General features: G+C 72.5%; 22 protein-coding genes and 1 riboswitch. Of the genes, 5 read left to right on the forward strand and 17 right to left on the reverse strand.

Annotated elements, in window-relative coordinates; all coding sequences use genetic code 11:
- Positions 1 to 128: 128 nt before the first annotated feature.
- Both AB0M92_RS02170 and AB0M92_RS02175 read right to left on the reverse strand, forming a co-directional pair.
- Entirely contained in the window at positions 129 to 1373 is a 1245-nt protein-coding gene (locus tag AB0M92_RS02170) for a metallophosphoesterase (protein ID WP_366100173.1), read from the reverse strand.
- The gene (locus AB0M92_RS02175) at positions 1370 to 1630 is read right to left on the reverse strand and encodes an SCO4848 family membrane protein (protein WP_030154873.1); all 261 of its coding nucleotides are present in this window, start codon (positions 1628 to 1630) and stop codon (positions 1370 to 1372) included. Before AB0M92_RS02175 ends, AB0M92_RS02170 begins: the two co-directional genes overlap by 4 nt.
- 121 nt (positions 1631 to 1751) lie before the next feature.
- Between AB0M92_RS02175 and AB0M92_RS02180 the strand changes: the two genes are divergently transcribed.
- The gene (locus tag AB0M92_RS02180) at positions 1752 to 3008 is read left to right on the forward strand and encodes a D-alanyl-D-alanine carboxypeptidase (RefSeq protein WP_366100174.1); all 1257 of its coding nucleotides are present in this window, start codon (positions 1752 to 1754) and stop codon (positions 3006 to 3008) included.
- A 4-nt stretch (positions 3009 to 3012) separates the two neighbouring features.
- On the opposite strand, the gene AB0M92_RS02185 is transcribed toward AB0M92_RS02180, so the two are convergent.
- The 4 genes from AB0M92_RS02185 to glyA form a co-directional block, all read right to left on the reverse strand.
- A complete protein-coding gene (locus tag AB0M92_RS02185; RefSeq protein WP_366100175.1) occupies positions 3013 to 3978 on the reverse strand; it encodes a YihY/virulence factor BrkB family protein in 966 nt (321 codons plus the stop codon).
- Between the two features lie 166 nt (positions 3979 to 4144).
- The gene (locus AB0M92_RS02190) at positions 4145 to 4765 is read right to left on the reverse strand and encodes a 2'-5' RNA ligase family protein (RefSeq protein WP_366100176.1); all 621 of its coding nucleotides are present in this window, start codon (positions 4763 to 4765) and stop codon (positions 4145 to 4147) included.
- A 98-nt stretch (positions 4766 to 4863) separates the two neighbouring features.
- On the reverse strand, positions 4864 to 5877 hold the full coding sequence (gene trpS / locus AB0M92_RS02195) for a tryptophan--tRNA ligase (protein WP_366100177.1): 1014 nt from the start codon (positions 5875 to 5877) through the stop codon (positions 4864 to 4866).
- Between the two features lie 86 nt (positions 5878 to 5963).
- Positions 5964 to 7232, reverse strand: coding sequence for a serine hydroxymethyltransferase (glyA, locus tag AB0M92_RS02200; RefSeq protein WP_366100178.1), 1269 nt, complete (start codon positions 7230 to 7232; stop codon positions 5964 to 5966).
- 35 nt (positions 7233 to 7267) lie between these two features.
- Positions 7268 to 7358: riboswitch (ZMP/ZTP riboswitch) on the reverse strand.
- Positions 7359 to 7516: 158 nt separating this feature from the next.
- Here glyA and rocD point away from each other — a divergent pair.
- Positions 7517 to 8725, forward strand: a complete 1209-nt coding sequence (gene rocD / locus AB0M92_RS02205) for an ornithine--oxo-acid transaminase (RefSeq protein WP_366100179.1) — start codon at positions 7517 to 7519, stop codon at positions 8723 to 8725.
- Between the two features lie 53 nt (positions 8726 to 8778).
- Here the strand turns inward: rocD and AB0M92_RS02210 are convergent, their stop codons facing one another.
- Positions 8779 to 9972, reverse strand: coding sequence for a glutathionylspermidine synthase family protein (locus tag AB0M92_RS02210; protein WP_366100180.1), 1194 nt, complete (start codon positions 9970 to 9972; stop codon positions 8779 to 8781).
- Between the two features lie 5 nt (positions 9973 to 9977).
- Positions 9978 to 10250, reverse strand: coding sequence for a hypothetical protein (locus AB0M92_RS02215; RefSeq protein ID WP_366100353.1), 273 nt, complete (start codon positions 10248 to 10250; stop codon positions 9978 to 9980).
- 181 nt (positions 10251 to 10431) lie between these two features.
- Here AB0M92_RS02215 and AB0M92_RS02220 point away from each other — a divergent pair, with 181 nt between their 5' ends.
- Positions 10432 to 11277 (forward strand): hypothetical protein, encoded by an 846-nt coding sequence (locus AB0M92_RS02220; RefSeq protein ID WP_366100354.1) that lies wholly within the window; start codon positions 10432 to 10434, stop codon positions 11275 to 11277.
- 42 nt (positions 11278 to 11319) lie between these two features.
- Here the strand turns inward: AB0M92_RS02220 and AB0M92_RS02225 are convergent, their stop codons facing one another.
- Positions 11320 to 12771 carry a PLP-dependent aminotransferase family protein gene (locus tag AB0M92_RS02225; RefSeq protein ID WP_366100181.1) on the reverse strand — a complete coding sequence of 484 codons (1452 nt, stop codon included), beginning with the start codon at positions 12769 to 12771 and terminating at the stop codon, positions 11320 to 11322.
- Between the two features lie 47 nt (positions 12772 to 12818).
- Here AB0M92_RS02225 and AB0M92_RS02230 point away from each other — a divergent pair, with 47 nt between their 5' ends.
- Positions 12819 to 13322, forward strand: coding sequence for a carboxymuconolactone decarboxylase family protein (locus AB0M92_RS02230; RefSeq protein ID WP_366100182.1), 504 nt, complete (start codon positions 12819 to 12821; stop codon positions 13320 to 13322).
- Between the two features lie 51 nt (positions 13323 to 13373).
- Here AB0M92_RS02230 and AB0M92_RS02235 read toward each other — a convergent pair whose 3' ends face one another.
- From AB0M92_RS02235 to AB0M92_RS02260, 6 genes are all read right to left on the reverse strand, one after another.
- Positions 13374 to 14219 carry a hypothetical protein gene (locus tag AB0M92_RS02235; protein WP_366100183.1) on the reverse strand — a complete coding sequence of 282 codons (846 nt, stop codon included), beginning with the start codon at positions 14217 to 14219 and terminating at the stop codon, positions 13374 to 13376.
- Positions 14220 to 14222: 3 nt separating this feature from the next.
- On the reverse strand, positions 14223 to 14618 hold the full coding sequence (locus tag AB0M92_RS02240; protein WP_366100184.1) for a hypothetical protein: 396 nt from the start codon (positions 14616 to 14618) through the stop codon (positions 14223 to 14225).
- Positions 14608 to 16374 (reverse strand): hypothetical protein, encoded by a 1767-nt coding sequence (locus AB0M92_RS02245; RefSeq protein WP_366100185.1) that lies wholly within the window; start codon positions 16372 to 16374, stop codon positions 14608 to 14610. Before AB0M92_RS02245 ends, AB0M92_RS02240 begins: the two co-directional genes overlap by 11 nt.
- Before the next feature lie 160 nt (positions 16375 to 16534).
- Positions 16535 to 17524 (reverse strand): malate dehydrogenase, encoded by a 990-nt coding sequence (locus tag AB0M92_RS02250; protein WP_366100186.1) that lies wholly within the window; start codon positions 17522 to 17524, stop codon positions 16535 to 16537.
- A 282-nt stretch (positions 17525 to 17806) separates the two neighbouring features.
- Complete coding sequence (locus tag AB0M92_RS02255) at positions 17807 to 18244, reverse strand: DUF3017 domain-containing protein (RefSeq protein WP_366100187.1); 438 nt, start codon at positions 18242 to 18244, stop codon at positions 17807 to 17809.
- A gap of 124 nt (positions 18245 to 18368) precedes the next feature.
- Entirely contained in the window at positions 18369 to 19232 is an 864-nt protein-coding gene (locus AB0M92_RS02260) for a bifunctional methylenetetrahydrofolate dehydrogenase/methenyltetrahydrofolate cyclohydrolase (protein WP_366100188.1), read from the reverse strand.
- 290 nt (positions 19233 to 19522) lie between these two features.
- On the opposite strand from AB0M92_RS02260, the gene AB0M92_RS02265 reads away from it, so the two are divergent.
- Positions 19523 to 20209: a hypothetical protein gene (locus tag AB0M92_RS02265; RefSeq protein WP_366100189.1), complete on the forward strand. Its 687-nt coding sequence runs from the start codon at positions 19523 to 19525 to the stop codon at positions 20207 to 20209.
- Between the two features lie 98 nt (positions 20210 to 20307).
- Here the strand turns inward: AB0M92_RS02265 and purH are convergent, their stop codons facing one another.
- Both purH and purN read right to left on the reverse strand, forming a co-directional pair.
- Complete coding sequence (gene purH, locus AB0M92_RS02270) at positions 20308 to 21897, reverse strand: bifunctional phosphoribosylaminoimidazolecarboxamide formyltransferase/IMP cyclohydrolase (RefSeq protein WP_366100190.1); 1590 nt, start codon at positions 21895 to 21897, stop codon at positions 20308 to 20310.
- Positions 21894 to 22517 carry a phosphoribosylglycinamide formyltransferase gene (gene purN / locus AB0M92_RS02275; protein WP_366100191.1) on the reverse strand — a complete coding sequence of 208 codons (624 nt, stop codon included), beginning with the start codon at positions 22515 to 22517 and terminating at the stop codon, positions 21894 to 21896. Before purN ends, purH begins: the two co-directional genes overlap by 4 nt.
- Positions 22518 to 22558 lie beyond the last annotated feature (41 nt).

Here is a 22558-nt window from a genome sequence, read left to right on the forward strand (position 1 = left end):
CCCACCCATGAAAATGCCATGGTTTGACTCGCTGATCGGATCCCCATGTCCGATTAACGGTCATCCCATCATGGAAATTCGGCCCCGGGAAGGCCGATTCACGGCGGGTCGCTACCGGTTGCGTCCGGTCACGCCTGGTATGAGGCGAGTTCGACGACCGTGATGTCGGACGGGGCCCCGACCCGGACCGGCGGCCCCCAGGCGCCGGCTCCGCGCGACACGTAGAGCTGGGTGTCGCCGTAGCGCTCCAGCCCGGCGACGGTGGGGTTGGCGAGCTCGGCGAGGTAGTTGCCGGGCCAGAGCTGTCCGCCGTGGGTGTGGCCGGAGAGCTGGAGGTCGACGCCGTGGCGGACGGCGTCGTGGATGACGATCGGCTGGTGCGCCATGAGCACGGCGGCCCGGGCCGGGTCACGGTCGCCGAGGGCGGCCGTGAAGTCCGGACCGTGGCCCTCCGTCTCGCCCGCCACGTCGTTGACCCCGGCGAGGTCGAAGTACGGGAGGGGGCGGCGGGCGTTCTCCAGGGGCGTGAGGCCGAGCTCGCGGACGTGGTCGACCCACTGCCCGGCGCCGGAGAAGTACTCGTGGTTGCCGGTGACGAAGTACGAGCCGTGGCGGGCGCGGAGCCCGCGGAGGGGCTCGGCGGCGGGGCCGAGGTCGTGGACGCTGCCGTCCACGAGGTCGCCGACGACGGCGATGAGGTCGGGCTGCGTGCGGTTGATCGTCTCGACGATGCGCGTGGTGTGGGCGCGGCCGAGGACGGGACCGAGGTGGATGTCGCTGACGACGGCGATGCGGAAGCCGTGCGCGGCGCGGGGGAGTTTGGCCAGGGGGACCCGGACGCGCTTGACGCGGGGTCCGCGGAGGACTCCGTACGTGCCCTGCGCGACGGTGGCGGTGGCCGCGAGGGCGGCCGCGCCCCCCACCGCTCGCGCGACGAACTGGCGGCGGGTGGCTCCGCCGGGCGCCGGGGCCGGGGCCGGCACCGGCCCGGGCGCCGCGGCGGGTGCCTCCGCCGGCGGGGCCGGGGTGTCGGGGTCGGTCGCGGGCCGGGGGGACACCCGGCGCCCCAGCAGGACCGCGCGTACCGGCTCCGCCACCAGCATCGCCAGGCTCAGGTACAGCAGCACCGCCAGCCACATGTAACCCGGCCAGGCCACCGACTGTTGGAGCCAGAAGGGGGCGCCGGCGCGGCCTGCGGTGAGGGCGGCCAGGGACAGGAGCGGGAGTGCGAAGGCCAGGGCGGTGCCGATGCGGCGCGCCGCGGCGCCCGGGCGCGTCGTATCGCGGACCAGGCGGACCCACAGCCAGCGGTGCACCAGGACCAGCAGGGCCAGTACCGCCAGCCCGATCCCCGCGAAGAGCGCGATTCTCATGCGTCCGGACCCCGGCGTGATTCACGCCGCAGCGCGAGGACGCCACGCAACCCGATCACACCAACGGCCGTCCCCAGGAGAAAGGAGGCGATCGCCAGGAGAAGGTGTACCCAGAAGTAGGCCGTCGGCTCGCCCGCCGCGTCGAATGCCAGACCACTGGCGTCCTTCCACAGGTTCCGGACGAAAGTTGCCCAGATGAACCAGCTCCACACTCCGAAGGCGAGCAGGAACCAGGAGACGGCGCGGCTGAGTTTCATGCCCCCAGTATCGGTTTGGTCCCCAGGACGGACGCGTCGGGGTGGGCTGTCCCGGCGGTGGTTCGGCCGCGTTGGCCGGTCCCTGACGGCAGAGCGCCGATATGGATGTACTTTCACCTGCGTGTCTGCAAAGAAGACTGCACTGACGGTCCTTTCCGCCGGCCTGCTGGTCCCCGCGATGCTCGTGGTGCCCGCGCACGCCGCGCCCACCCCGCCCTCCGACGGGAAGGCGCAGCCGCCCAAGGCGGCCGCCGCCGCCGCGCCGCCGGCCTCGATGTCCACCGTCGGCGGATCCCTGCTCGGCAAGCCGGGAGTGCAGGTGAACCCGCTCGCGGGAGCCCCCGCCCTGCCGACGAGTCTGACGGGGCGTTCGTGGATCGTGGCCGACGCCGACACGGGCGAGGTGCTGGCAGCCAACAACGCGCACTGGCGGCTGCCCCCGGCCTCCACCCTGAAGATGCTCTTCGCGGACACGGTGCTGCCCGGCCTCCCCAAGGACCAGGTCCACAAGGTCACCGAGCAGGAGATGGAGGGCGTCGGCGCCGGCTCCAGCCTGGTCGGGGTCAAGGAGGACCACGAGTACTCGGTGCACGACCTGTGGCTCGGGGTGTTCCTGCGGTCCGGGAACGACGCCGTGCACGTGCTGGCCGCCATGAACGGCGGCATCGACAAGACCGTCAAGGACATGCAGGCGCATGCCGAGGAGCTCCAGGCTCTCGACACGCACGTGGTCTCCCCGGACGGGTACGACGCCCCGGAGCAGGTGTCGAGCGCGTACGACCTCACCCTCATCGCCCGCTCCGGCCTGCAGAAGCAGGACTTCCGGGAGTACTGCGGGACGGCGGAGGCGAAGTTCCCGGGGCGCCAGGAGGCCGGGAAGCCGCGGGAGTACTTCGAGATCCAGAACACCAACCGGCTGATGACGGGCTCCGGCGGGCTCTCCCCGTACAAGGGCATCGCGGGGGTGAAGAACGGCAACACGACCATGGCCGGGTCGACGTTCACCGGCGCGGCCCAGCAGGGCGGCAAGAAGCTGCTGGTGACGGTGATGAACCCAGCCGCGGGCGGGCTGAACTCCGTCTACGAGGAGACCGCCGACCTCTTCGACTGGGGCTTCGCGGCGATCGGCAAGGTCAAGCCGGTGGGCGAGCTGGTCCCGCCGAAGAGCGCGGACACCTCCTCGCTGGGCTCCCCCGCCCAGTCGCACGAGAAGAACTCGTCGGCGGCCGGTGCGGGCGCGGGCGGCGGTGTCGGCACCGCCCTCGGGGTCGCGGGCGGGGCGCTGGCCGTGATCGCGGGCGGGGCGTACGCGGTGAACCGGCGCTGGCCCCGGGGTCCGCGCGGCCGCCGCGCGGGCGGCGGAGACCAGGCTTCGTAGGCGATCAGGCGCCCTTGGCCTCCGGGTCGCCCTTGGCCCTGGGGTCGTCCCCGGTCTCCGTGTCCTGCGGGTCAGCGGGGGTCGCCGGCTTCTTCGGGGCCCGCGCGCCGTCGCCGTCCGCGCCGGCGCGGGTGGCCGTCCAGGCGGAGCAGTAGAGCAGCAGCTTCGCCATCAGGTTGATCCAGATCAGCAGGGCGACGGGCACGCCGAAGGCCCCGTACATGCTCTTCGCCGCGACCCCGCGCATATAGCCGCTGAGCAGCAGTTTCAGCAGTTCGAAGCCGGCCGCGCCGATGAGGGCGGCCTGGACGAGGCGGCGGCGAGGCGGTTCGACGCCGGGGAGCAGGGTCAGTACGTACAGCAGGATCAGGAAGGCGGCCACGACGCCGACGAGGAAGGCTCCGGCGCGCAGCAGCGCGCCGCCCGCGCCCTGCTGGGGCACGCCCAGCCAGCCGCCGAACTTGCCGACCGCGCTGGAGCCGAGGATCGAGGCGGCCGCCGAGGCCAGGCCCACGCCGCCGAGGCCGACGAGGACGAGCGCGTCCTTGCCCTTGCGGAGGATGGGGTTCCCCAGGTCCTCGTCGTCCTTCTCCCACACGGCTCGCAGGCAGTCCCGCATCGAGCCGACCCACCCGATGCCGGTGATGAGCAGCAGGGCGGCGGCGACGAGACCGACCGTGCCCGCGTTGGCGACGAGGCCGTCGAGGTCGAGCTGGTCGGAGATGCCGGGGACCTGCTCGGCGAGGTTCTTCTGGAGCCGGTCCAGCTGCTCCTTGCTGAGCAGGCCCGCGCCGATGGCGGCGGCCACGGTGATCAGCGGGAAGAGCGCGAGGAAGCTGATGAAGGTGATCGCGGAGGCGAGCCGGCTCCAGTGGACCCGGTCGAGGCGTTCGTAGGCGCACCAGGCGTGGGTCCGCATGAGGCGGACCACGAGCGGGCCGATCACCGGGAGTTTCGTCAGCCAGTCCATGGGGTCACGGTAAATGAGGGGACGGAAATAGCCGGGATTGCCGGGTTCGGGCACTACGGTCGTCGATTGTGACTTTTCGCGAAGTGCTTCCGACGGGCTGTTCATTCCCCACTCTGGTCCTACGTACGCTCCGCTTCCACGTCCGCAAGACCTTCAGGCCGCCGTGTCAGGAGCGCCGTGCGCCGCTGTCGCCCGCGGCCCCGGCGGCCGGCGCCGCCTCATCGACCGGTGAGCCCGACTGCGCCGGGACCCCGGCGATCGGGCCCGTGCCGAAAGGGTATTCGCGCAGCTTGCGCCAGACCCCGTCCGAGCCCTGCTCGTAGAGCGCGAAACCGGTGCAGGTCCACTGCGCCGCGTAGTCGGCGAGGGCGTCGAACGCGAGGTCCATCGCCTCCTCGGAGATCCCGTGGGCGACCGTGACGTGCGGGTGGTACGGGAACGCCAGCTCGCGGCTGAGCGGACCGTCCGGGTCGCGGACCAGGCCCTGGAGCCGGGTGCAGCCCGTACCGCCTTCGACGACCTGGACGAAGACGACCGGCGAGACCGGACGGAAGGTTCCCGTCCCCTCCAGCCGCATCCCGAAGGGTCCGAAGGCGGCCGCGACCCCGGCCAGGTGGGCCCTGATCTCCGGCAGCCGGTCCGCCTCGACCTCGGTGGGCGGGACGAGGGTGACGTGCGTGGGGATGCCGTGCGCGGCAGCGTCCCCGAAGCCGGCGCGCAGCTGTTGCAGCCGGCTGCCGTACGGCTCCGGGACCGCGATCGAAACGCCGAGCGTTACGGTCCCCACGTATGTCTCCTCCGTCGTCTGGTGTGTACGGGTTGCGTACGGGTCCTGCCGACCCAGTGTGGGGCCAGCACCCCCCGGATTGCCAGGGCCTCCGTGCCTCAGTGCTTGGCGGGCACCAGACCGAGGCGGTCGTAGGCCTGCGCCAGGGTCTCGGCGGCGACCGCGCGGGCCTTCTCCGCACCCTTGGCCAGGATGGAATCCAGGGTCTCCGGGTCGTCCAGGTACTCCTGGGTGCGCTGCTTGAACGGTGTGACGAAATCGACCATCACGCCGGCCAGGTCCGTCTTGAGCGCGCCGTAGCCCTTGCCCTCGTAGCGGGCTTCGAGGTCCTGGACGGTCTCCCCCGTGAGGGTGGAGTAGATGGTGAGCAGGTTGCTGACGCCGGGCTTGTTCTCGGTGTCGAAGCGGATCACGGCCTCGGTGTCGGTGACCGCGCTCTTGATCTTCTTCTCGGTGGCCTTGGGCTCGTCGAGGAGGTTGATCAGGCCCTTGGGGGAGGACGCGGACTTCGACATCTTGATCGAGGGGTCCTGGAGGTCGTAGATCTTCGCGACCTCCTTGACGATGTGCGCGGCGGGGACCGTGAAGGTCCGGCCGTAGCGCTGGTTGAAGCGCTCGGCCAGGTCGCGCGTCAGCTCGATGTGCTGGCGCTGGTCCTCGCCGACCGGGACGGCGTTCGCCTGGTAGAGCAGGATGTCGGCGACCTGGAGGATCGGGTACGTGAAGAGGCCGACGCTGGCGCTGTTGACGCCGCCCTTGGCCGACTTGTCCTTGAACTGGGTCATCCGGCTGGCCTCGCCGAAACCGGTGATGCAGTTCATGACCCAGCCGAGCTGGGCGTGCTCGGGGACGTGGCTCTGGATGAAGAGCGTGCAGCGGTCCGGGTCGAGGCCGGCGGCGAGCAGCTGGGCCGCGGAGAGGCGGGTATTGGCGCGCAGGTCCTTCGGATCCTGCGGCATGGTGATCGCGTGCAGGTCGACGACCATGTAGAACGCGTCGTGCGTCTCCTGGAGGGCGACGTACTGGCGGATGGCTCCGAGGTAGTTCCCGAGGTGGAACGAGCCGGAGGTGGGCTGGATGCCGGAGAGCGCGCGAGGACGATCAGAAGCCATGGCTTCATTCTCTCAGGTACGACGGCCCCGCCGGTCCGCACCTGTCCGGAAACTCCCCGGGGCCGCGGCCCCGGGGAGGGGACCGGTCAGGAGAGCGGGAGGCCCGGGGCGGGGTGGGCCGCCATGAGGTCGGCGACCTCCGCGCGGATCGCGGCGAGGGCCGGCTCGTCCGACTTCGCGGCGGCGTCGACCGCCCGGGAGATCCACTCCGCCACCACCGGCATGTGGTCCGTCCCCAGGCCCCGCGAGGTCAGCGACGGCGTGCCGATGCGGATGCCCGACGGGTCGAACGGCTTGCGGGGGTCGAACGGGACCGTGTTGTAGTTCACGACGATCCCCGCACGGTCCAGCGCCTTGGCCGCCACCTTGCCCGGCACCCCGCGCGAGGTGAGGTCCATCAGGATCAGGTGGTTGTCCGTACCGCCCGACACCAGGTCGAAGCCGCGCGCCAGCAGGGCCGCCGCCAGCGCCTTCGCGTTGGCGACCACCGCGTGCGCGTACGTCACGAACGAGGGCTGGGCCGCCTCGTGCAGGGCCACCGCGATGCCCGCCGTCGTCTGGTTGTGCGGACCGCCCTGCAGGCCCGGGAAGACCGCCTTGTCGATGGCCTTCGCGTGCTCCTCCTTGCACATCAGCATCGCGCCCCGGGGCCCGCGCAGGGTCTTGTGCGTGGTCGTGGAGACCACGTCCACGTGCCCGACCGGCGAGGGGTGCGCACCGCCCGCGATCAGGCCCGCGATGTGCGCCACGTCGGCGACGAGGACCGAGCCCGCCTCCCGGGCGATCGAGGAGAACGCCTCGAAGTCGATCGTGCGCGGGAGCGCCGTACCGCCACAGAAGATGATCTTCGGGCGCTCCGCCAGCGCGAGCTCGCGCACGGCGTCGTAGTCGATCAGACCGGTCTCGGCGGACACCCCGTACTGCACGCCCCGGAACCAGGACCCCGTCGCCGAGACCCCCCAGCCGTGCGTCAGGTGGCCGCCCATCGGCAGGGCCATGCCCATCACCGTGTCGCCCGGCTTCGCGAAGGCCAGGTACACGGCGAGGTTCGCCGGGGAGCCGGAGTACGGCTGGACGTTGGCGTGGTCCACCCCGAACAGGCCCTTGGCCCGTTCGACGGCCAGCGCCTCGACGCGGTCGATGTTTTGCTGGCCCTCGTAGTAGCGGCGGCCCGGGTAGCCCTCGCTGTACTTGTTCTGCAGCACCGTGCCCGAGGCTTCGAGCACGGCGGCGGACACGTAGTTCTCGCTGGGGATCAGGCGCAGGGTCTGCGCCTGCAGGGACTCCTCGGCCGTGACGTAGGACGCCAGCTCGGGGTCGGTGGCGAGAAGGGCGGGGTGGCGGCTCGCGCTCATGGCGGCTCCTCCGGGGTCGATGTCAGTTCTCGTCCCCGCGAGGCCCAGGCGAGCGGCCCTGTATGCGGTCGTGCGCGCACGACTCCCCCGGAGTTGGTTCTCCGTACGCCAGTCGCCGTGCGTACCGCTCACCTTAGCGGGCGGTCCACAAGAAAGGTTTCCCCGTCCGGTATACGAGCGACGTATAGCCGTATACAAGGTGACGTGACGCAGGTGACGCCACCCCCGTCACCTCCATCGCCTTCGTCACCTCCATCCCGCCCGCACCGACGATCGGAGACCCCGTGTCGACAACTGCTGAAGCCCTGCGCTCCGCCGAGGCGCACAGCGCGCACAACTACCACCCGCTGCCCGTCGTCGTGGCGTCCGCGGAGGGCGCGTGGATGACCGACGTGGAGGGCCGCCGGTTCCTGGACATGCTCGCGGGCTACTCGGCGCTCAACTTCGGCCACGGCAACCGCCGTCTGCTCGACGCGGCCAAGGCGCAGCTGGAGCGGGTCACCCTCACCTCGCGGGCCTTCCACCACGACCGGTTCGCCGACTTCTGCCGCGAACTCGCCGCGCTGTGCGGCAAGGAGATGGTGCTGCCGATGAACACGGGCGCGGAGGCCGTGGAGACGGCGGTGAAGACCGCCCGCAAGTGGGGCTACGAGGTCAAGGGCGTGCCGGACGGGCAGGCCAAGATCGTGGTCGCGGCGAACAACTTCCACGGCCGTACGACGACCATCGTGAGCTTCTCGACGGACCACGAGGCGCGCGACCACTACGGGCCCTACACCCCGGGGTTCGAGATCGTCCCGTACGGGGACCTGACCGCGCTGGAGGCGGCCGTCACGGCGAACACCGTGGCCGTGCTGCTGGAGCCGATCCAGGGCGAGGCCGGGGTGCTGGTGCCGCCGGCCGGCTACATGCAGGGCGTACGGGAGCTCACGCGCGAGCGGAACGTGCTGTTCATGGCGGACGAGATCCAGTCGGGGCTGGGCCGGACCGGCAGGACCTTCGCGTGCGAGCACGAGGACGTCGTGCCGGACGTCTACATCCTCGGCAAGGCGCTCGGCGGCGGCGTGGTCCCGGTCTCGGCCGTGGTCGCCGACCGGGACGTGCTCGGGGTGTTCCGGCCGGGCGAGCACGGCTCCACCTTCGGCGGCAACCCGCTGGCCTGCGCGGTCGCCCTGGAGGTGATCGCGATGCTGCGCTCCGGCGAGTACCAGCAGCACGCCGCCGAGCTCGGCGACCACCTGCACCGGGAGCTGAACCTGCTGGTCGGCGGGGGCGCGGTGACCGCCGTGCGCGGGCGGGGGCTGTGGGCGGGCGTCGACATCGACCCGGCGCACGGCACGGGCCGGCAGATCTCCGAGGCGCTGATGGAGCGGGGGGTGCTGGTCAAGGACACGCACGGGTCGACGATCCGCATCGCGCCCCCGCTGGTGATCGCCAAGGAGGACCTGGACTGGGGCCTGGACCAGCTGCGCGAGGTCCTGGCCGCGGGCTGACGGATCCCGTGCGGGCGCGGTCCGACGGGCCGGCCGCGCCCACGGCGGCGGCGCTACAGGATGACGTGGGGGAGGAAGCGGGCGTACTCGTCCGTGACCGGGCCCGCCGATTCCCGGATGCCCAGGCCTGCGGCCTCCTCCTCGACGACCCAGGCGCCGAGCACCACGCGGTTGCCGTCGAAGTCGGGGAGCGGGGCCAGGCCCTGGAAGACGTACGTCTCCTCCTCGTCCGGAGTGAACGGCTCGGCGCCGCCCGCCGGGTGCAGGGTGACCCCGGCGCCCTCGCGGCCCAGCAGCGGCTTCGCCGCGTACCCGGTGGTGTCGGCGAGCTCGCGCGGGCCGTCCAGGTAGGCGGGCAGCAGATTGGGGTGCTCCGGGAAGAGCTCCCACAGGATCGCCAGCAGCGCCTTGTTGGACAGCAGCATCTTCCACAGCGGCTCGATCCAGGTGGTGCTCCCGGAGCCGCCGCCGTGGTCGTAGGTGCCGAGGACCTGCGGGCCGAAGGCGTCGGTGGCCAGCCATTCCCACGGGTAGAGCTTGAAGCAGCTGCGGATGAAGCCGAGCTTCCGGTCGACGAACCGGCCCGACAGACCGTCCCAGCCGATCTGTTCGACGGACAGCTCCTCGGTCTCCAGGCCCGCCTGCTCGGCGGTCTCCTGCAGGTAGGCGACCGTCATCAGGTCCTCGCCGAGCTCGTCCGTCTCGGAGTGCGCGAAGTGCACCGGGCCGGGCGGCAGCAGTTCCGCCTGGCGGCGCCAGGCCTCGACCAGCCGCTCGTGGAGGGAGTTCCACTGGTCGGCGCCGGGGAAGCGCTCCTCCATCCAGAACCACTGCGGACTGGCCGCCTCCACGAGGGAGGTGGGGGTGTCGGCGTTGTACTCCAGCATCTTGGCCGGCTCGCCGGATCCGTCGTAGCGCAGGTCGAACCGGCCGTAGAGGGAAGGTTGTTCGGCGCGCCGGCGCCAGGACTCGGCGATCAGCGCGGCCAGCTTCGGGTCGGTGATGCCGAGGTCCGCGAAGCGGTCGTGCTCCACGATGTGCGCGGCCGCGGCCAGGCACATGGCGTGCAGCTCCTCGACGACGTTCTCCAGCGCCTCCACCTCGGGGAGCGAGAAGGAGTAGTAAGCGCTCTCGTCCCAGTAGGGCCGCAGGGAGTCGTCGGGGTAGCGGGTGAGGGGGTAGATCAGCCCCTGCTCCTCGACGGTCTTCTGCCAGTCGGGGCGCGGCTCGATGGTGTGGCGCTGCACGGGGCTCAGCCGCCCGACGAGCTCTTGTGGCTGCCGCCGATGCCGCCGCGGGTGACGGCGGACTTGTCGAAGCTGCCGCCGCTGACCCGGTTGTTGCTCGCGGTGGAGCCGCCGTAGTAGTACGAGCCGCGGCCGCCGCTCTTGCACTCCTTGGTGTTCAGCTTCTCCAGGGTGACGCGGTCCGCGCAGCGCTTGTCGGGTTCGTTGCTGCTGCCGCAGGCCACGAGGGCGGCGGCGAGCAGGCCCATGCCGCCGAGGGCGACGCCGCCGGAGCGCATGCGGCGGCGGGTGGTGGCGGTGAGGGGGCCGGTGGTCGTGCCGGTCGTCGTGGTCGTTCTGCTGCCCGTACTGCTGTCGTCCATGGCGGACAGACTAGAACGGGGCGGCGAACCGATGGAATCCGGCCGTCGAAACCCTCTCACGACCTCCATGACCTAGAGTCGATTCGTGCTCCTTGGGATGGTTTGCGCGCTCGGTGCGGCGGTCTGTTTCGGTACGGCGTCGGTGCTCCAGGCGATGGCCGCGCGGGCGGCGGAGCCGGGGACGGGGTCCGGGGTGGACGCGGCGCTCCTGCTGCGGGCGGCCCGGCAATGGCGGTACGTGGCGGGCCTGGGGCTGGACGGGGCCGGGTTCGTCCTGCAGATCGTGGCGCTGCGGCACGTCCCGATCTACACGGTGGGTGCGGCGCTGGCGGCGAGCCTCGCGGTGACGGCGGTGGTCTCGGCGCGGCTGCTGCACGTACGGCTGCGCGGCGCCGAGTGGGGCGCGGTGGCGGTGGTGTGCGCGGGGCTGGCGATGCTGGCGCTGTCGTCGGGCGAGGAGGGCTCGGGGACGGGCTCGTTCGCACTGAAGCTGGGGCTGCTGGTGGTGGCTGGGCTGGTGCTGCTGGTGGGGGCCGTGGCGGGCGGGCTGCCGGACCGGTCGCGGGCGCTGGTCCTGGGCCTCGCCGCGGGGACGGGGTTCGGGGTGGTGGAGGTGGCGGTCCGCCTCATCGACGACGTCTCGCCCGCGATGTTCGCGAACCCCGCGCTGTACGCCCTGCTGCTGGGCGGGGGCGCGGCGTTCCTGCTGCTGACCTCGGCGCTCCAGCGCGGCTCGGTGACGGTGGCCACGGCGGGCATGGTGATCGGCGAGACGATCGGCCCGGCGGTGGTGGGCGTGGTCTGGCTCGGCGACCGCACCCGCGAGGGCCTGACCTGGCTGGCGGTCCTCGGCTTCGCGGTGGCGGTGGCCGGAGCCCTGGCCCTGGCCCGCTTCGGCGAACCCCCGCAGACGGGGGCGGGGACGAAGGCGGAGCCGGCCTGACGGCGGGCCGGGGAGGGCCTCGCCGCGGGGCGGGGCGGGACGCTACGGCAGTGCGGCGAGCAGGGCCGCCAGCGTCGCCGACCAGGCGCTCGTCGGCGGAGTGCCGTAGCCGACCACCAGGGCCTCCCGCCGCGGGAGGCGTGCGTCCGGGTGGGCGAAGAAGGACAGCGGCACCACCGCGAGGTCCTGCCAGGCCGCGGACCGCAAGGCCGCGGCCTCGGTCCCCGCCGGGAGGTCCAGCACCGCGTGCAGCCCCGCCGCGATGCCCGACACCGCCACCCGGCCGGAGACGGCCGCGACCAGCTCGTCCCGGCGCCGCCGGTACCGCAGCCGCATGCCGCGCACGTGCCGGTCGTACGCCCCCGACGTGATGAACTCCGCCAGCGTCAGCTGGTCCACCGTGCTCGACGTCCAGTCGGTCCGGCCCTTCGCCGCGACGACCTCGTCCAGCAACCCCGGCGGCACCACCATCCACCCCATCCGCAGCCCCGGAGCCAGGGACTTGCTCGCCGTACCGAGGTAGACCACCCGGTCCGGGTCCAGTCCCTGCAACGCGCCCACCGATTGGCCGTCGTAGCGGAACTCCCCGTCGTAGTCGTCCTCCACGATCAATCCGCCAGTGCTGCGGGCCCAGTCGACCGCCGCCGCCCGACGGGCGGGGGTCAGCGCCGCCCCGGTGGGGAACTGGTGCGCGGGCGTCAGCAGCACCGCCCCGGCCCCCTCGCCCACCGGTCCCGACAGCTCCTGCGTCCGCGCCCCCGCGTCGTCCACCGCCAGCGGCCGGGTCCGCAGCCCGGCCCCCGCGAGCGACTCCCGGTGGTGGTGGAGGCCGTACCCCTCCACCACCACGTCCCGTACCCGGCGCCCCCGCAGCACCCCCGCCAGCAGCATCAGCGCGTGCGCGAACCCCGCGCACAGCACGATCCGCTCCGGGTCCGCGTACACCCCGCGCGCCCGGGCCAGGTACCCGGCGAGCGCCTCGCGCAGCTCCACCCGGCCGCGCGCGTCGACCGCGTACCCGAAGGCCTCGTTCGGCGCCTGCGCCAGCGCCCGCCGGGCCGCCGTCAGCCAGGCGGCGCGCGGGAAGGCGCCCAGGTCCGGAGTGCCGGGCACCAGGCTGTACGAGTGCCGCCGCGGCGCGGGGTGGCGGACCCGGGCGGAGCCCGCGGGCCGCAGCGGCCTGGCCCGCTGCGCGACCCGGGTGCCCGAGCCCTGGCGGGCCGTCAGCCAGCCCTCGGCGACGAGTTCGGCGTACGCCTCCGCGACCGTGTTCCGCGCGATCCCGAGGTCCGCGGCGAAGGTGCGCGAGGAGGGCAGCCGGGTCCCGGGGGCCAGTCGTCCGCTGCGCGCGGCCTCGCGCAGCGCCTCGACCAGTCCGGCGCGCAGACCGCGCCCGGCGGAGAGGTCCAGATGCAGGTCAGCGCCGAAACCGGAACCGGGACCGCCGCCCGCTTCCGCCGCCTCGTCATCGAAAATGGCCCAAGGATCCGTCATGGATATGGACCATACGGGCGGGCCGCCTGCTTCTTAAAGTTGGACACATGACCACCACGTACGAAGACACCACCGCACACGCACCCGAGCACACCCCCCGCATGGGCTGGGCCAAGCACGCACCCGAGGTCTACAAGGCGATCGTCGGCCTGGAGATGGCCGCGAGGAAGGGCCTGGACCCGGCCCTGGTCGAGCTGGTCAAGATCCGCGCCTCCCAGCTCAACCACTGCGCGTTCTGCCTGGACATGCACACCAAGGACGCCATCGCCGGCGGCGAGACCGTCGAGCGGATCGTCCAGCTCACCGCGCTGGAGGAGTCGCGCCACTTCTACACCGAGAAGGAAGTGGCCGCGCTCGAACTGACCGAGGCCGTGACCGTCCTGACCGAGGGATTCGTTCCCGACGAGGTGTACGAGAAGGCCGCGAAGCACTTCGGGGAGAAGGAACTCTCCCACCTGATCGCCATCATCGCGACGATCAACGTCTGGAACCGCTTCGCGGTCACCACGCGCATGGTTCCGGGCCACTACACGCCGGGCATGTTCAAGTAGGCCCGACGCCGGTCCGCGTCGTTCCGGCCGCTTCAGTCCGGCCGGAACGCGTCAGTCCGGCCGGAACGAGACCAGGGCCGCCGCCACGCGCGTGCGGACGGCCTTGGCCTCGGCGACCGGGCCGAAGCCCATGAGCACCCAGCGGCTGCCGTCGGAAGCGACGGTCACCCGCCCGATGGCGTGCGCGGTCCCGTTCGTCTCCCCGTCGGGAATCTCGTACACGATCTCGCAGCCGGTGGTGTCCTTCGCTCCGAGCGAGATCCTCCGGTAGCCCTCCCGGGAGCTGAGCTCCTTGGTGCCCTCGACCAGGACCTCGCACGCGTTCTCGGTGCCGTCGGTGACCGGGAAGACCTGGAGCAGGCTGCCCCGGCCCTGCTCGGGGCGGAACACCGTGCCGATCGCGCCCCCGCTCTCGGAGGTGCTGAGCTGCCAGTCGTCCGGGACCGCGACCCGGAACCCCGAGCCGGCGCTGCGCAGCACCTTGTACCCGTCGGGCACCTCCGTCGACTCCCCCGTCAGGTACGAGGCTCCCCAGGCGGCCCCGCCCACGGCCACGGCGACGCCGATCGCGATGCCCAGCCGGAGCGGCCACCGGCGCGCGGTGCGCCGCCCGGGCGGGCCGCTCCGGGGCGCCGCGTCGCCCGGAGCGGCCCACGGGTTGGGCGGCTCGGCGTGCGGCGGCTCGGCGTGCGGCGGCTCCGTGCCCGGCGGGTAGGCGGGCTTCGGCGGGAGGTCCGGGTGCCCCGGCCCCTCACCCGCGGGACCGGGCCCGGCCCCGGGCTCGTGCGGGCGCCCGGGCTCCGGGATCCCCCACCGGCCCCGCTGCTGCGGATCCTGCGGGCGCTCCCACTGCTGCGACTGCGGGTTCCAGCGGGCGGGGCCGCTCCCCGGGGCCATGGATCACCCCCCGAACGAGGTCAGCAGGGCGGCCAGCGCGGTGGCCGCGCTCACCGAGTCCACCAGCGGTGCCCACCGCTCCAGCGCCCCGCGCAGCCGGGCGGGCAGGCCCGGCCGGACCTCCTCGCCCCCCGACTCCAACTCCCCCGCCGCCTCGTCCAGTTCGGCGTCGAGAGCCGCCCTGCCCTCGCTCCGGGGCAGGCGTACGAGGGCTGCGCGGAGGTCGTGTACGGCCTCCAGCAGCTCCTGCGCGGTCGGCCCGGCGTCGCCGGCGTCCGACCCCGTACCCCCGTGGTTGACCGTGCTGTTGCTGACGTCCGTGCCGCCGATGCTGAAGGCGCTGCCCCGTACGTCGCCGATCCGCACCGAGGGCGGCCCGGCGCCTTCGCTATTGGCCACTTCTGCTCTCCTTGCCCGCGCGCACGCGCCCGTCCTTCCGGTCCGTTCCGTCCTTGCCCTGGTTCACCGTGTTGTTGTGGCTCACTCCGTTGATGCCGAAAGCGCTGTTGCGCACCGACTGGATGAACACCCCGCCTTCGGCGACGTTGACCGCGCGCTCCGCGAACTCCTCGGTGTGCCAGCCCGCGTCGTGCAGCGCCTGCGTCACCCCGCCGACGATGCGCTCCTGGATCGTCTTCACGTACCGGTCCAGGTCCATCAGCTGGAACAGCGACGGCTCCTGCTTCGAGGCGAGTTCGCGTACGGACGCGGCCGGCCCCGCCGCGTACGCGACGCCGTGCCCGGCGGTCACCAGCCGCCACGGGACCCGGCAGGCCCGCCCGAGGGCGGCGAGGGCGACGCCGAGCGAGCCGGGGGCGTTGCTGAGGGCCAGCAGCACCTTGGCGAAGGGACTGTTGCGGCGGTGGCGCCGGGCGATGTCGTCGGCCCGCTGGAAATCGGGCCGCACCGGCAGCAGCACGTGCGGCGCGACCTCCAGCATGAGCATGCCGCCCTGCGTGTGGACGCGGATGAACACGGTGATGACGAGGTTCTCGTCCCACCCGCCGATCCGGACGCGCAGGAAGTGCCGGCGCCGCTCGCCGCCCTCTTCGACCGCAGCGGCGCGGTGCCCGGCGAACGCCTCCTGCGACACGTCGGCCGCGTCCACGTCGGGCAGTCCCGCAGCCGGAAGGAACACGCACTCGTCGATGACCAGCTCGCGCAGCCGGTCCAGGACGCTCGCCTCCGCACCTTCGGAGCCGCCCGGCGAGGGCACGCGCAGGGCCTCCAGCCTGGGCCGGATCCGCTCGATGATGCCCGCGTTGTCGAGGCGGCGGGCCTCCTCCCCGGCCTGCGGGCGCAGCTCCACCGTCAACTGCCACGGCAGACGGGCCTGGCCGGCCCCGCAGAACGGATTGTCGATGTCGTAAAGGACCACGTGTGCGTGCTGCAGGCGAAGGATCCGGTCCTGGGCCCGGTGGAAGCGCGGACCCCCGACCGGGTCGGCCTCCCAGTCCGCGTAGTGCTCACGGCTCAGCTTGGCGTTGATGGTCTGCGCGAAGTGCCCGCGCTGGAAGTAGACGAGCACCGTGACCAGCACGGCGATCAGGACGACCGTCCACGAGTAGGCCTCCCCGTAGTACTGGCCGATCCTGGGCACCTCCACGAAGATGCCGAGCGGGTTGGTCTCCAGGACGTGCCCCAGGTATTGGCCGAGGTAGCTCGGGTCGGGGTTCCCCCGCCCGACCGTTTCGGCCGTGAAACCGCCGTCGTCGCTCGTGAAGCCGCGGAACACGCCCCACAGGATCCGGCCGAGGAGGAAGGCGGCGCAGGCACGCAGGACCCACTCCAAGAACCGGATGCCGCGGCCGGTCCGCTCGTGGCGCTTCTTGAGGTGGCCGGCCCCGCTCAGGAGCAGCGCCGGGACGAGGAGGAAGACGAAGAACCAGCGGGTGAGGAGGAGGCCGAGTGCCCACACCGCGACGATCCCCGCCGACCAGGCCACTTCGGTGCGCAGGGCGCGCAGGGCGTGGGCAAGGACGCGGGAGGCGTCGAACCCGTAGGAGGGCGCGGGGAACCGTTCCTCGTGGACGTACAGCTCCTCGATCACCCGGTCGCGGTAGGCGGGGTCGAGGTAGGTGCCGGCGCACAGCAGGCGTCCCGCCTCTGTCGCCGTCGGGTCCACGGGGGCCCTGCCGTCGGGTGTGCCGCTCAAGGGTGCTCCTCGCTCGGGAGGAGGGCAACCGTACGGCGCGCGGGGGTGTCGGGACAGGCCGCTTCACGCCAAAAAACCCCGGCGCTCGCGCCGGGGTCTTTCAGGTGGTGCGGGGTCGGATCGGCCGGTCCCGGTGCCGGGGCCGGTGGATCCGGCCGGATCAGATCAGGCCGAGCTCGCGGACCGCGTCGCGCTCCTCGACGAGCTCCGCCACGGACGCGTCGATGCGCGCACGGGAGAACTCGTTGATGTCCAGGCCCTGGACGATCTCGTACTTGCCGTCCTTGGTGGTGACGGGGAAGGAGGAGATGATGCCCTCCGGGACGCCGTAGGAGCCGTCCGACGGGATGCCCATGGAGGTCCAGTCGCCCGCGGCGGTGCCGTTGACCCACGTGTGGACGTGGTCGATGGCGGCGTTCGCGGCGGAGGCGGCCGAGGACGCGCCACGGGCCTCGATGATCGCGGCGCCGCGCTTGGCGACGGTCGGGATGAAGGTGTCGGCGAGCCACAGCTCGTCGCTGATGACCTCGGCGGCGTTCTTGCCGGCGATCTCCGCGTGGAAGATGTCCGGGTACTGGGTCGCCGAGTGGTTGCCCCAGATGGTGAGGCGCTTGATGTCGGAGACGGCGGCGCCGGTCTTGGCGGCCAGCTGCGAGATCGCGCGGTTGTGGTCGAGGCGCGTCATCGCGGTGAAGCGCTCGGCCGGTACGTCCGGGGCGGCGGCCTGCGCGATGAGCGCGTTGGTGTTGGCCGGGTTGCCGACGACGAGGACCTTGATGTCGTCCGCGGCGTGGTCGTTGATGGCCTTGCCCTGCGGCTTGAAGATGCCGCCGTTCGCGGAGAGCAGGTCGCCGCGCTCCATGCCCTTGGTGCGCGGGCGGGCGCCCACGAGCAGGGCGACGTTCGCACCCTCGAAGCCCGCGTTCGGGTCGTCGAAGATGTCGATGCCCTTCAGCAGCGGGAAGGCGCAGTCGTCGAGCTCCATGGCGGTGCCTTCGGCGGCCTTCATGCCCTGGGGGATCTCCAGGAGGCGGAGCTTGACCGGCACGTCCGCGCCGAGCAGGTGGCCGGACGCGATGCGGAAGAGCAGCGCGTAGCCGATCTGGCCGGCGGCGCCGGTGACGGTGACATTCACGGGAGTGCGGGTCATGGCCTTCTCCGTTAGACAGCTGGCGGTGGGGCGTCTCTGCCCCATGTGCTGGCGGACGCCGCTCCCCTGCGAATCTTGACGTGAAGAGACATCCGGCGTCAGGCTATCCGACCTTCCGGCGGCCCAATCCCCCGGTCCGTGTGGTGCATGGCACACGGACCGGGGGTTCGAAGGCGCGGAGGGGGAATTCCCCCCGCTTTTCGACCGCCGGACACCGCCGGACGGGTGTACGAGTGGGGACGAGTACGTCAGCTGCCCGGCGGACGGCCCCGGCCGACGGCCTCAGCGGACGGTGAAGCGGACCGCGCTCTCCAGGAACGGGATGTCCAGCACCGGCTTGGGCTCCATCACCAGCGCGAGCAGCGTGATCGCCACGCCCAGCAGCCCGTACGTGACCATGTCCGTGAAGCGGGAGCGCACCGCGAGCATCCCCACCTGCGGCAGTACGCGCCGCAGCACGGAGGCCGCGATCAGGGCCACGCCGATCACCAGGACGCCGATGCGGGGGTGGCCCAGTGCGGTCACCAGCAATCCGACCGCGGTGGCCGAGAGCACGCTGAGCATCGGCCACTGGCGGGCCGCGAGGGCGTCGCCGGGCGCGGCCCGACCGTGACCCTCGGGACGGGCGGTGTCCTTGGTGATGGAGGGGAAGCGGCGTGACCTCGCACCGTCGGGGGCGACCGCGTCGGGGGCGACGGCGTCGGGGGCGGCGTCAGGCACGCCGGCTTCGGGACCGGAACCGGGGCCGGGACCCGGGCCTGGACCCGGGCCTGGACCGGAGCCGGGACCCGGGCCTGGACCGGGGCCGGGGCCGGGCTCCGCGCCGGTCGCTTCCGCTTCGTGCTCAGCCCGCACTGGTCGACGTCCGTTCCGCCGCCTCGACGACGTTCACGAGCAGCTGCGCCCGCGTCATCGGGCCGACACCGCCCGGGTTCGGGGAGATCCAGCCGGCCACCTCGGCGACGCCCGGGTGCACGTCACCGACGATCTTGCCGTTCTCGTCCCGGCTGACGCCCACGTCCAGCACGGCCGCGCCCGGCTTCACGTCCTCCGGCTTGACCAGGTGCGGGACTCCGGCGGCCGCGACGACGATGTCCGCCTGGCGCAGCTGGGCCGCCAGGTCGCGGGTACCGGTGTGGCACAGGGTGACGGTCGCGTTCTCCGACTTGCGGGTCAGCAGCAGGCCCATGGAGCGCCCGACGGTGATGCCACGGCCGAGGAGCACCACGTGCGCCCCGTTGATCTCGATGCCGTGGTGGCGCAGCAGCCGGACGATCCCGTACGGGGTGCAGGGCAGCGGGCCCGGCTCGTTCAGCACCAGCCGCCCGAGCGACATCGGGTGCAGGCCGTCTGCGTCCTTGGCCGGGTCCATCAGCTCCAGGACCCGGTTGGCGTCGATGCCCTTGGGGAGTGGGAGTTGGACGATGTAGCCGGTGCACTCCGGGTTCTCGTTGAGCTCCCGTACGACCGCCTCGATGTCCTCCTGGGAGGCCGTCGCGGGCAGTTCGCGCTGGATGGACGCGATGCCTACCTCGGCGCAGTCCTTGTGCTTGCCGTTGACGTACCAACGGCTTCCCGGGTCGTCGCCGACCAGCAGGGTGCCGAGGCCGGGGGTGATGCCCCGGGCCTTGAGCGCCGCCACGCGGGCGGTCAGTTCGGACTTGATCGCGGCGGCGGTGGCCTTGCCATCGAGAATCTGGGCGGTCATGGACCCATCCTCCCGGATGCAGCGGCTTCGCTTCCAGTCGCGGGGCCCGTGGGGTCTCGGGCGGCGCTCCGCCCGCGCTCCGCCGAGCGCTTCGTCACGGGCTTGACCCGTTCATTGCACTTGCACAACAAGTGACCGGCCGGTTGCGCCGCGGCTGGACAACTCCGGCCCGATCGGACCACGATGACGGCAATGAGTGCCGCGGGCAGTGCCGGGGGGCGGACCGCAAACGCAGTGATTCCTCCGTGCGTGCCGTGCGTCCCCGCACTTCCACGGAGGAACACCCCAAGATGAGCTTCGGCGACCCGAACAACCCGTACGGGCAGCAGCAGCCGCCGGCCCCCCAGGGCCAGCCCGGCTACGGCTACCCGCAGCAGGCCCCGCAGGGCGTCCCGCCGCAAGGCGGCTACGCCTATCCGCAGCAGCAGGCCCAGCCCGGCTACGGCTACCCGAACCAGGGGTACCCGGCGGGCCCCGGCGGTTACGCGGGCGCCCAGATGCCCATGCCCGGCGGGGTCAAGGCCGCCCGCGTCATCCTGTTCATCGTCGGCGGCCTCCAGGTCCTGGGCGGGATCGTCGTCCTCCTCGGCGGCGCGCTGTTCGCCTCGGCGTTCTCCTCCGGCTCCTCGGACTACAGCTCCTCGGCGAGCGACGCGGGTGCGCTCGCGGGCGGGGTGATCGTCGGCGCCGGAATCTTCGCCCTGGCCCTCGCCCTGTGGCCGATCCTGACCGCCGCCAAGCTGAGCAAGGGCCGCGGCGGGGTCCGGGTCTCCGGTGTCGTCTACGGCTCGCTGATGACCCTCTTCTCCGGGGCCAGCCTGATCATCAACTTCGTGGCGCTCGGCAGCGACACGGCGGCGGGGGCCGTCGTGTTCTCGCTGATCCTGGCCCTGATCCAGTTCGGTCTGGCCCTGTGGGTCCTCGTCGGCCTGGCCAACTCGGCCGCCGGCGCGTACTTCCGCCGCCCCCAGTACTAGGGGGGGTCCGCCGGCCCGGCCCGGCGCGACGACGGCGTACGCACGGCGAAGGCCGCCACCCGCGGGGGTGGCGGCCTTCGCCGCGTTCGGGTTCCGGCTCAGTGGAAGAAGTGCCGGGTCCCGGTGAAGTACATGGTCACGCCGGCCGCCTTCGCGGCCTCGACGACCTGCTCGTCACGGACCGAACCGCCCGGCTGGACCACGGCCTTGATGCCGGCCGCGGTCAGGATCTCCAGCCCGTCCGGGAACGGGAAGAAGGCGTCGGAGGCGGCGTACGAGCCCTGCGCGCGCTCGGCGCCCGCCCGCTCGACGGCCAGCTTCGCCGAGTCGACGCGGTTGACCTGGCCCATGCCGACGCCGACCGAGGCGCCGTCCTTCGCGAGCAGGATCGCGTTGGACTTGACGGCCCGGCAGGCCTTCCACGCGAAGGCGAGCTCGGCGAGCTCGGCCGGGGCGAGGGCGTCGCCGGTGGCGAGGGTCCAGTTCGCCGGGTCGTCGCCCTCGGCCTGGAAGAGGTCGCTCTGCTGGAGCAGCGCGCCGCCCGAAATCGGCTTCAGGTCGCCCGGCTGGTGCGGGGTGCCGTCGACCTTGAGGACGCGGATGTTCTTCTTCTTGGCCAGGATCTCGACCGCGCCGTCCTCGTACGAGGGCGCGGCGATGACCTCGGTGAAGATCTCCGCGACCTGCTCGGCGAGCTCGACGCTCACCGGGCGGTTGACGGCGATGACGCCGCCGAAGGCCGACAGCGGGTCGCAGGCGTGCGCCTTGCGGTGCGCGGCGGCGACGTCCGCGTCGACGGCGATGCCGCACGGGTTGGCGTGCTTGATGATCGCGACGCAGGGCTCGTCGTGGTCGTACGCGGCGCGGCGGGCGGCCTCGGTGTCCACGTAGTTGTTGAAGGACATCTCCTTGCCGTGCAGCTGCTCGGCGTTGGCGAGCCCGCCCGGCCGGCCGTCCGTGTAGAGGGCGGCGGCCTGGTGCGGGTTCTCGCCGTAGCGGAGGGTGGACTTGCGGTCCCACGCGCCGGCCAGGAACTCGGGGAGCACGGCCTCCGGCTCCGGGGCGTACGCGTTCGTGAACCAGGAGGCCACGGCGACGTCGTACGCGGCGGTGTGCTGGAAGGCCTCGGCGGCCAGCCGCTTGCGGGCGGTGAGGTCGAAGCCGCCGCCCTGGGCCGCGGCGAGGACGTCGGCGTAGCGGGCGGGGCTGGTGACGACGGCGACCGAGGGGTGGTTCTTGGCGGCGGCGCGGACCATGGACGGGCCGCCGATGTCGATCTGCTCGACGCACTCGTCGGGAGTGGCGCCTGAGGCGACGGTCTCCCGGAACGGGTAGAGGTTGACGATCACCAGGTCGAACGGCTCGATGCCGAGCTCGGTGAGCTGGCTCCGGTGGTCCTCCAGGCGCAGGTCGGCGAGGATGCCGGCGTGCACGCGCGGGTGCAGGGTCTTGACCCGGCCGTCCAGGCACTCGGGGAAGCCGGTGAGCTCCTCGACCTTGGTGACCGGCACGCCGGCCGCGGCGATCTTGGAGGCGGTGGAGCCGGTCGAGACGAGAGCGACGCCCGCCTCGTGCAGGCCGCGGGCCAGCTCCTCCAGTCCCGTCTTGTCGTAGACACTGACGAGCGCGCGCCGGATCGGTCGCTTCGACGAGCTCGACGAGGTGGTGCTGCTCTCTACGGCGGTCACTGGATTGTTACCTTTCGTCCCTCAATGCGGTAGCCGTGCCGGGCCAGGCGCCCCACGACGTCGACGAGCAGCTGGCGCTCGACTTCCTTGATGCGCTCGTGCAGAGCGGCTTCGTCGTCCCCGTCCCGGACCTCCACCACACCCTGGGCGATGATCGGACCGGTGTCCACGCCGGCGTCCACGAAGTGGACCGTGCAGCCGGCCACCTTCGCGCCGTAGGCGAGCGCGTCCCGTACTCCGTGGGCGCCCGGGAAGGCGGGGAGGAGGGCGGGGTGCGTGTTGACGAAGCGGCCGCCGAAGCGGCCGATGAACGAGGCCCCGACGATCTTCATGAACCCGGCGGACACGACGAGGTCCGGCTCGTGGGCGGCGGTCGCCTCGGTGAGGGCGGCGTCCCACTCCTCGCGGGTCGCGTACGCCTTGACGGGGCACACGAAGGTGGGGATCCCGGCCTTCTCGGCCCGCTCCAGGCCGGCGATGCCCTCGCGGTCGGCCCCCACGGCGACGACTTCGGCACCGAAGCCCTCCGCTCCGCCGGGATGGGCGTCGATGGCGTCGAGCAGGGCCTGGAGGTTGGTGCCGGAACCGGAGACCAGCACGACCAGGCGGGAGGCGGCCATGGGAGGCCCTTTCTACGGGGAACAACTTGTGTGATCAGACG

Origin of the sequence: Streptomyces sp. NPDC051582, assembly GCF_040681715.1 — a bacterium.
Taxonomy (GTDB): domain Bacteria; phylum Actinomycetota; class Actinomycetes; order Streptomycetales; family Streptomycetaceae; genus Streptomyces.

Bases quoted from the DNA above. Each gene is read 5' to 3' on its own strand.
- AB0M92_RS02215 (WP_366100353.1), bottom strand. From the start codon at position 10,250: ATGCGCTCCGGCGGCGTCGCCCTCGGCGGCATGGGCCTGCTCGCCGCC.
- AB0M92_RS02185 (WP_366100175.1), bottom strand. From the start codon at position 3,978: ATGGACTGGCTGACGAAACTCCCGGTGATCGGCCCGCTCGTGGTCCGC.
- AB0M92_RS02265 (WP_366100189.1), top strand. From the start codon at position 19,523: ATGAGCTTCGGCGACCCGAACAACCCGTACGGGCAGCAGCAGCCGCCG.
- AB0M92_RS02230 (WP_366100182.1), top strand. From the start codon at position 12,819: ATGACCACCACGTACGAAGACACCACCGCACACGCACCCGAGCACACC.
- AB0M92_RS02235 (WP_366100183.1), bottom strand. From the start codon at position 14,219: ATGGCCCCGGGGAGCGGCCCCGCCCGCTGGAACCCGCAGTCGCAGCAG.
- AB0M92_RS02250 (WP_366100186.1), bottom strand. From the start codon at position 17,524: ATGACCCGCACTCCCGTGAATGTCACCGTCACCGGCGCCGCCGGCCAG.
- AB0M92_RS02170 (WP_366100173.1), bottom strand. From the start codon at position 1,373: ATGAGAATCGCGCTCTTCGCGGGGATCGGGCTGGCGGTACTGGCCCTG.
- glyA (WP_366100178.1), bottom strand. From the start codon at position 7,232: ATGAGCGCGAGCCGCCACCCCGCCCTTCTCGCCACCGACCCCGAGCTG.
- AB0M92_RS02220 (WP_366100354.1), top strand. From the start codon at position 10,432: ATGGTTTGCGCGCTCGGTGCGGCGGTCTGTTTCGGTACGGCGTCGGTG.
- AB0M92_RS02175 (WP_030154873.1), bottom strand. From the start codon at position 1,630: ATGAAACTCAGCCGCGCCGTCTCCTGGTTCCTGCTCGCCTTCGGAGTG.
- AB0M92_RS02225 (WP_366100181.1), bottom strand. From the start codon at position 12,771: ATGACGGATCCTTGGGCCATTTTCGATGACGAGGCGGCGGAAGCGGGC.
- trpS (WP_366100177.1), bottom strand. From the start codon at position 5,877: ATGGCTTCTGATCGTCCTCGCGCGCTCTCCGGCATCCAGCCCACCTCC.
- AB0M92_RS02260 (WP_366100188.1), bottom strand. From the start codon at position 19,232: ATGACCGCCCAGATTCTCGATGGCAAGGCCACCGCCGCCGCGATCAAG.
- purN (WP_366100191.1), bottom strand. From the start codon at position 22,517: ATGGCCGCCTCCCGCCTGGTCGTGCTGGTCTCCGGTTCCGGCACCAAC.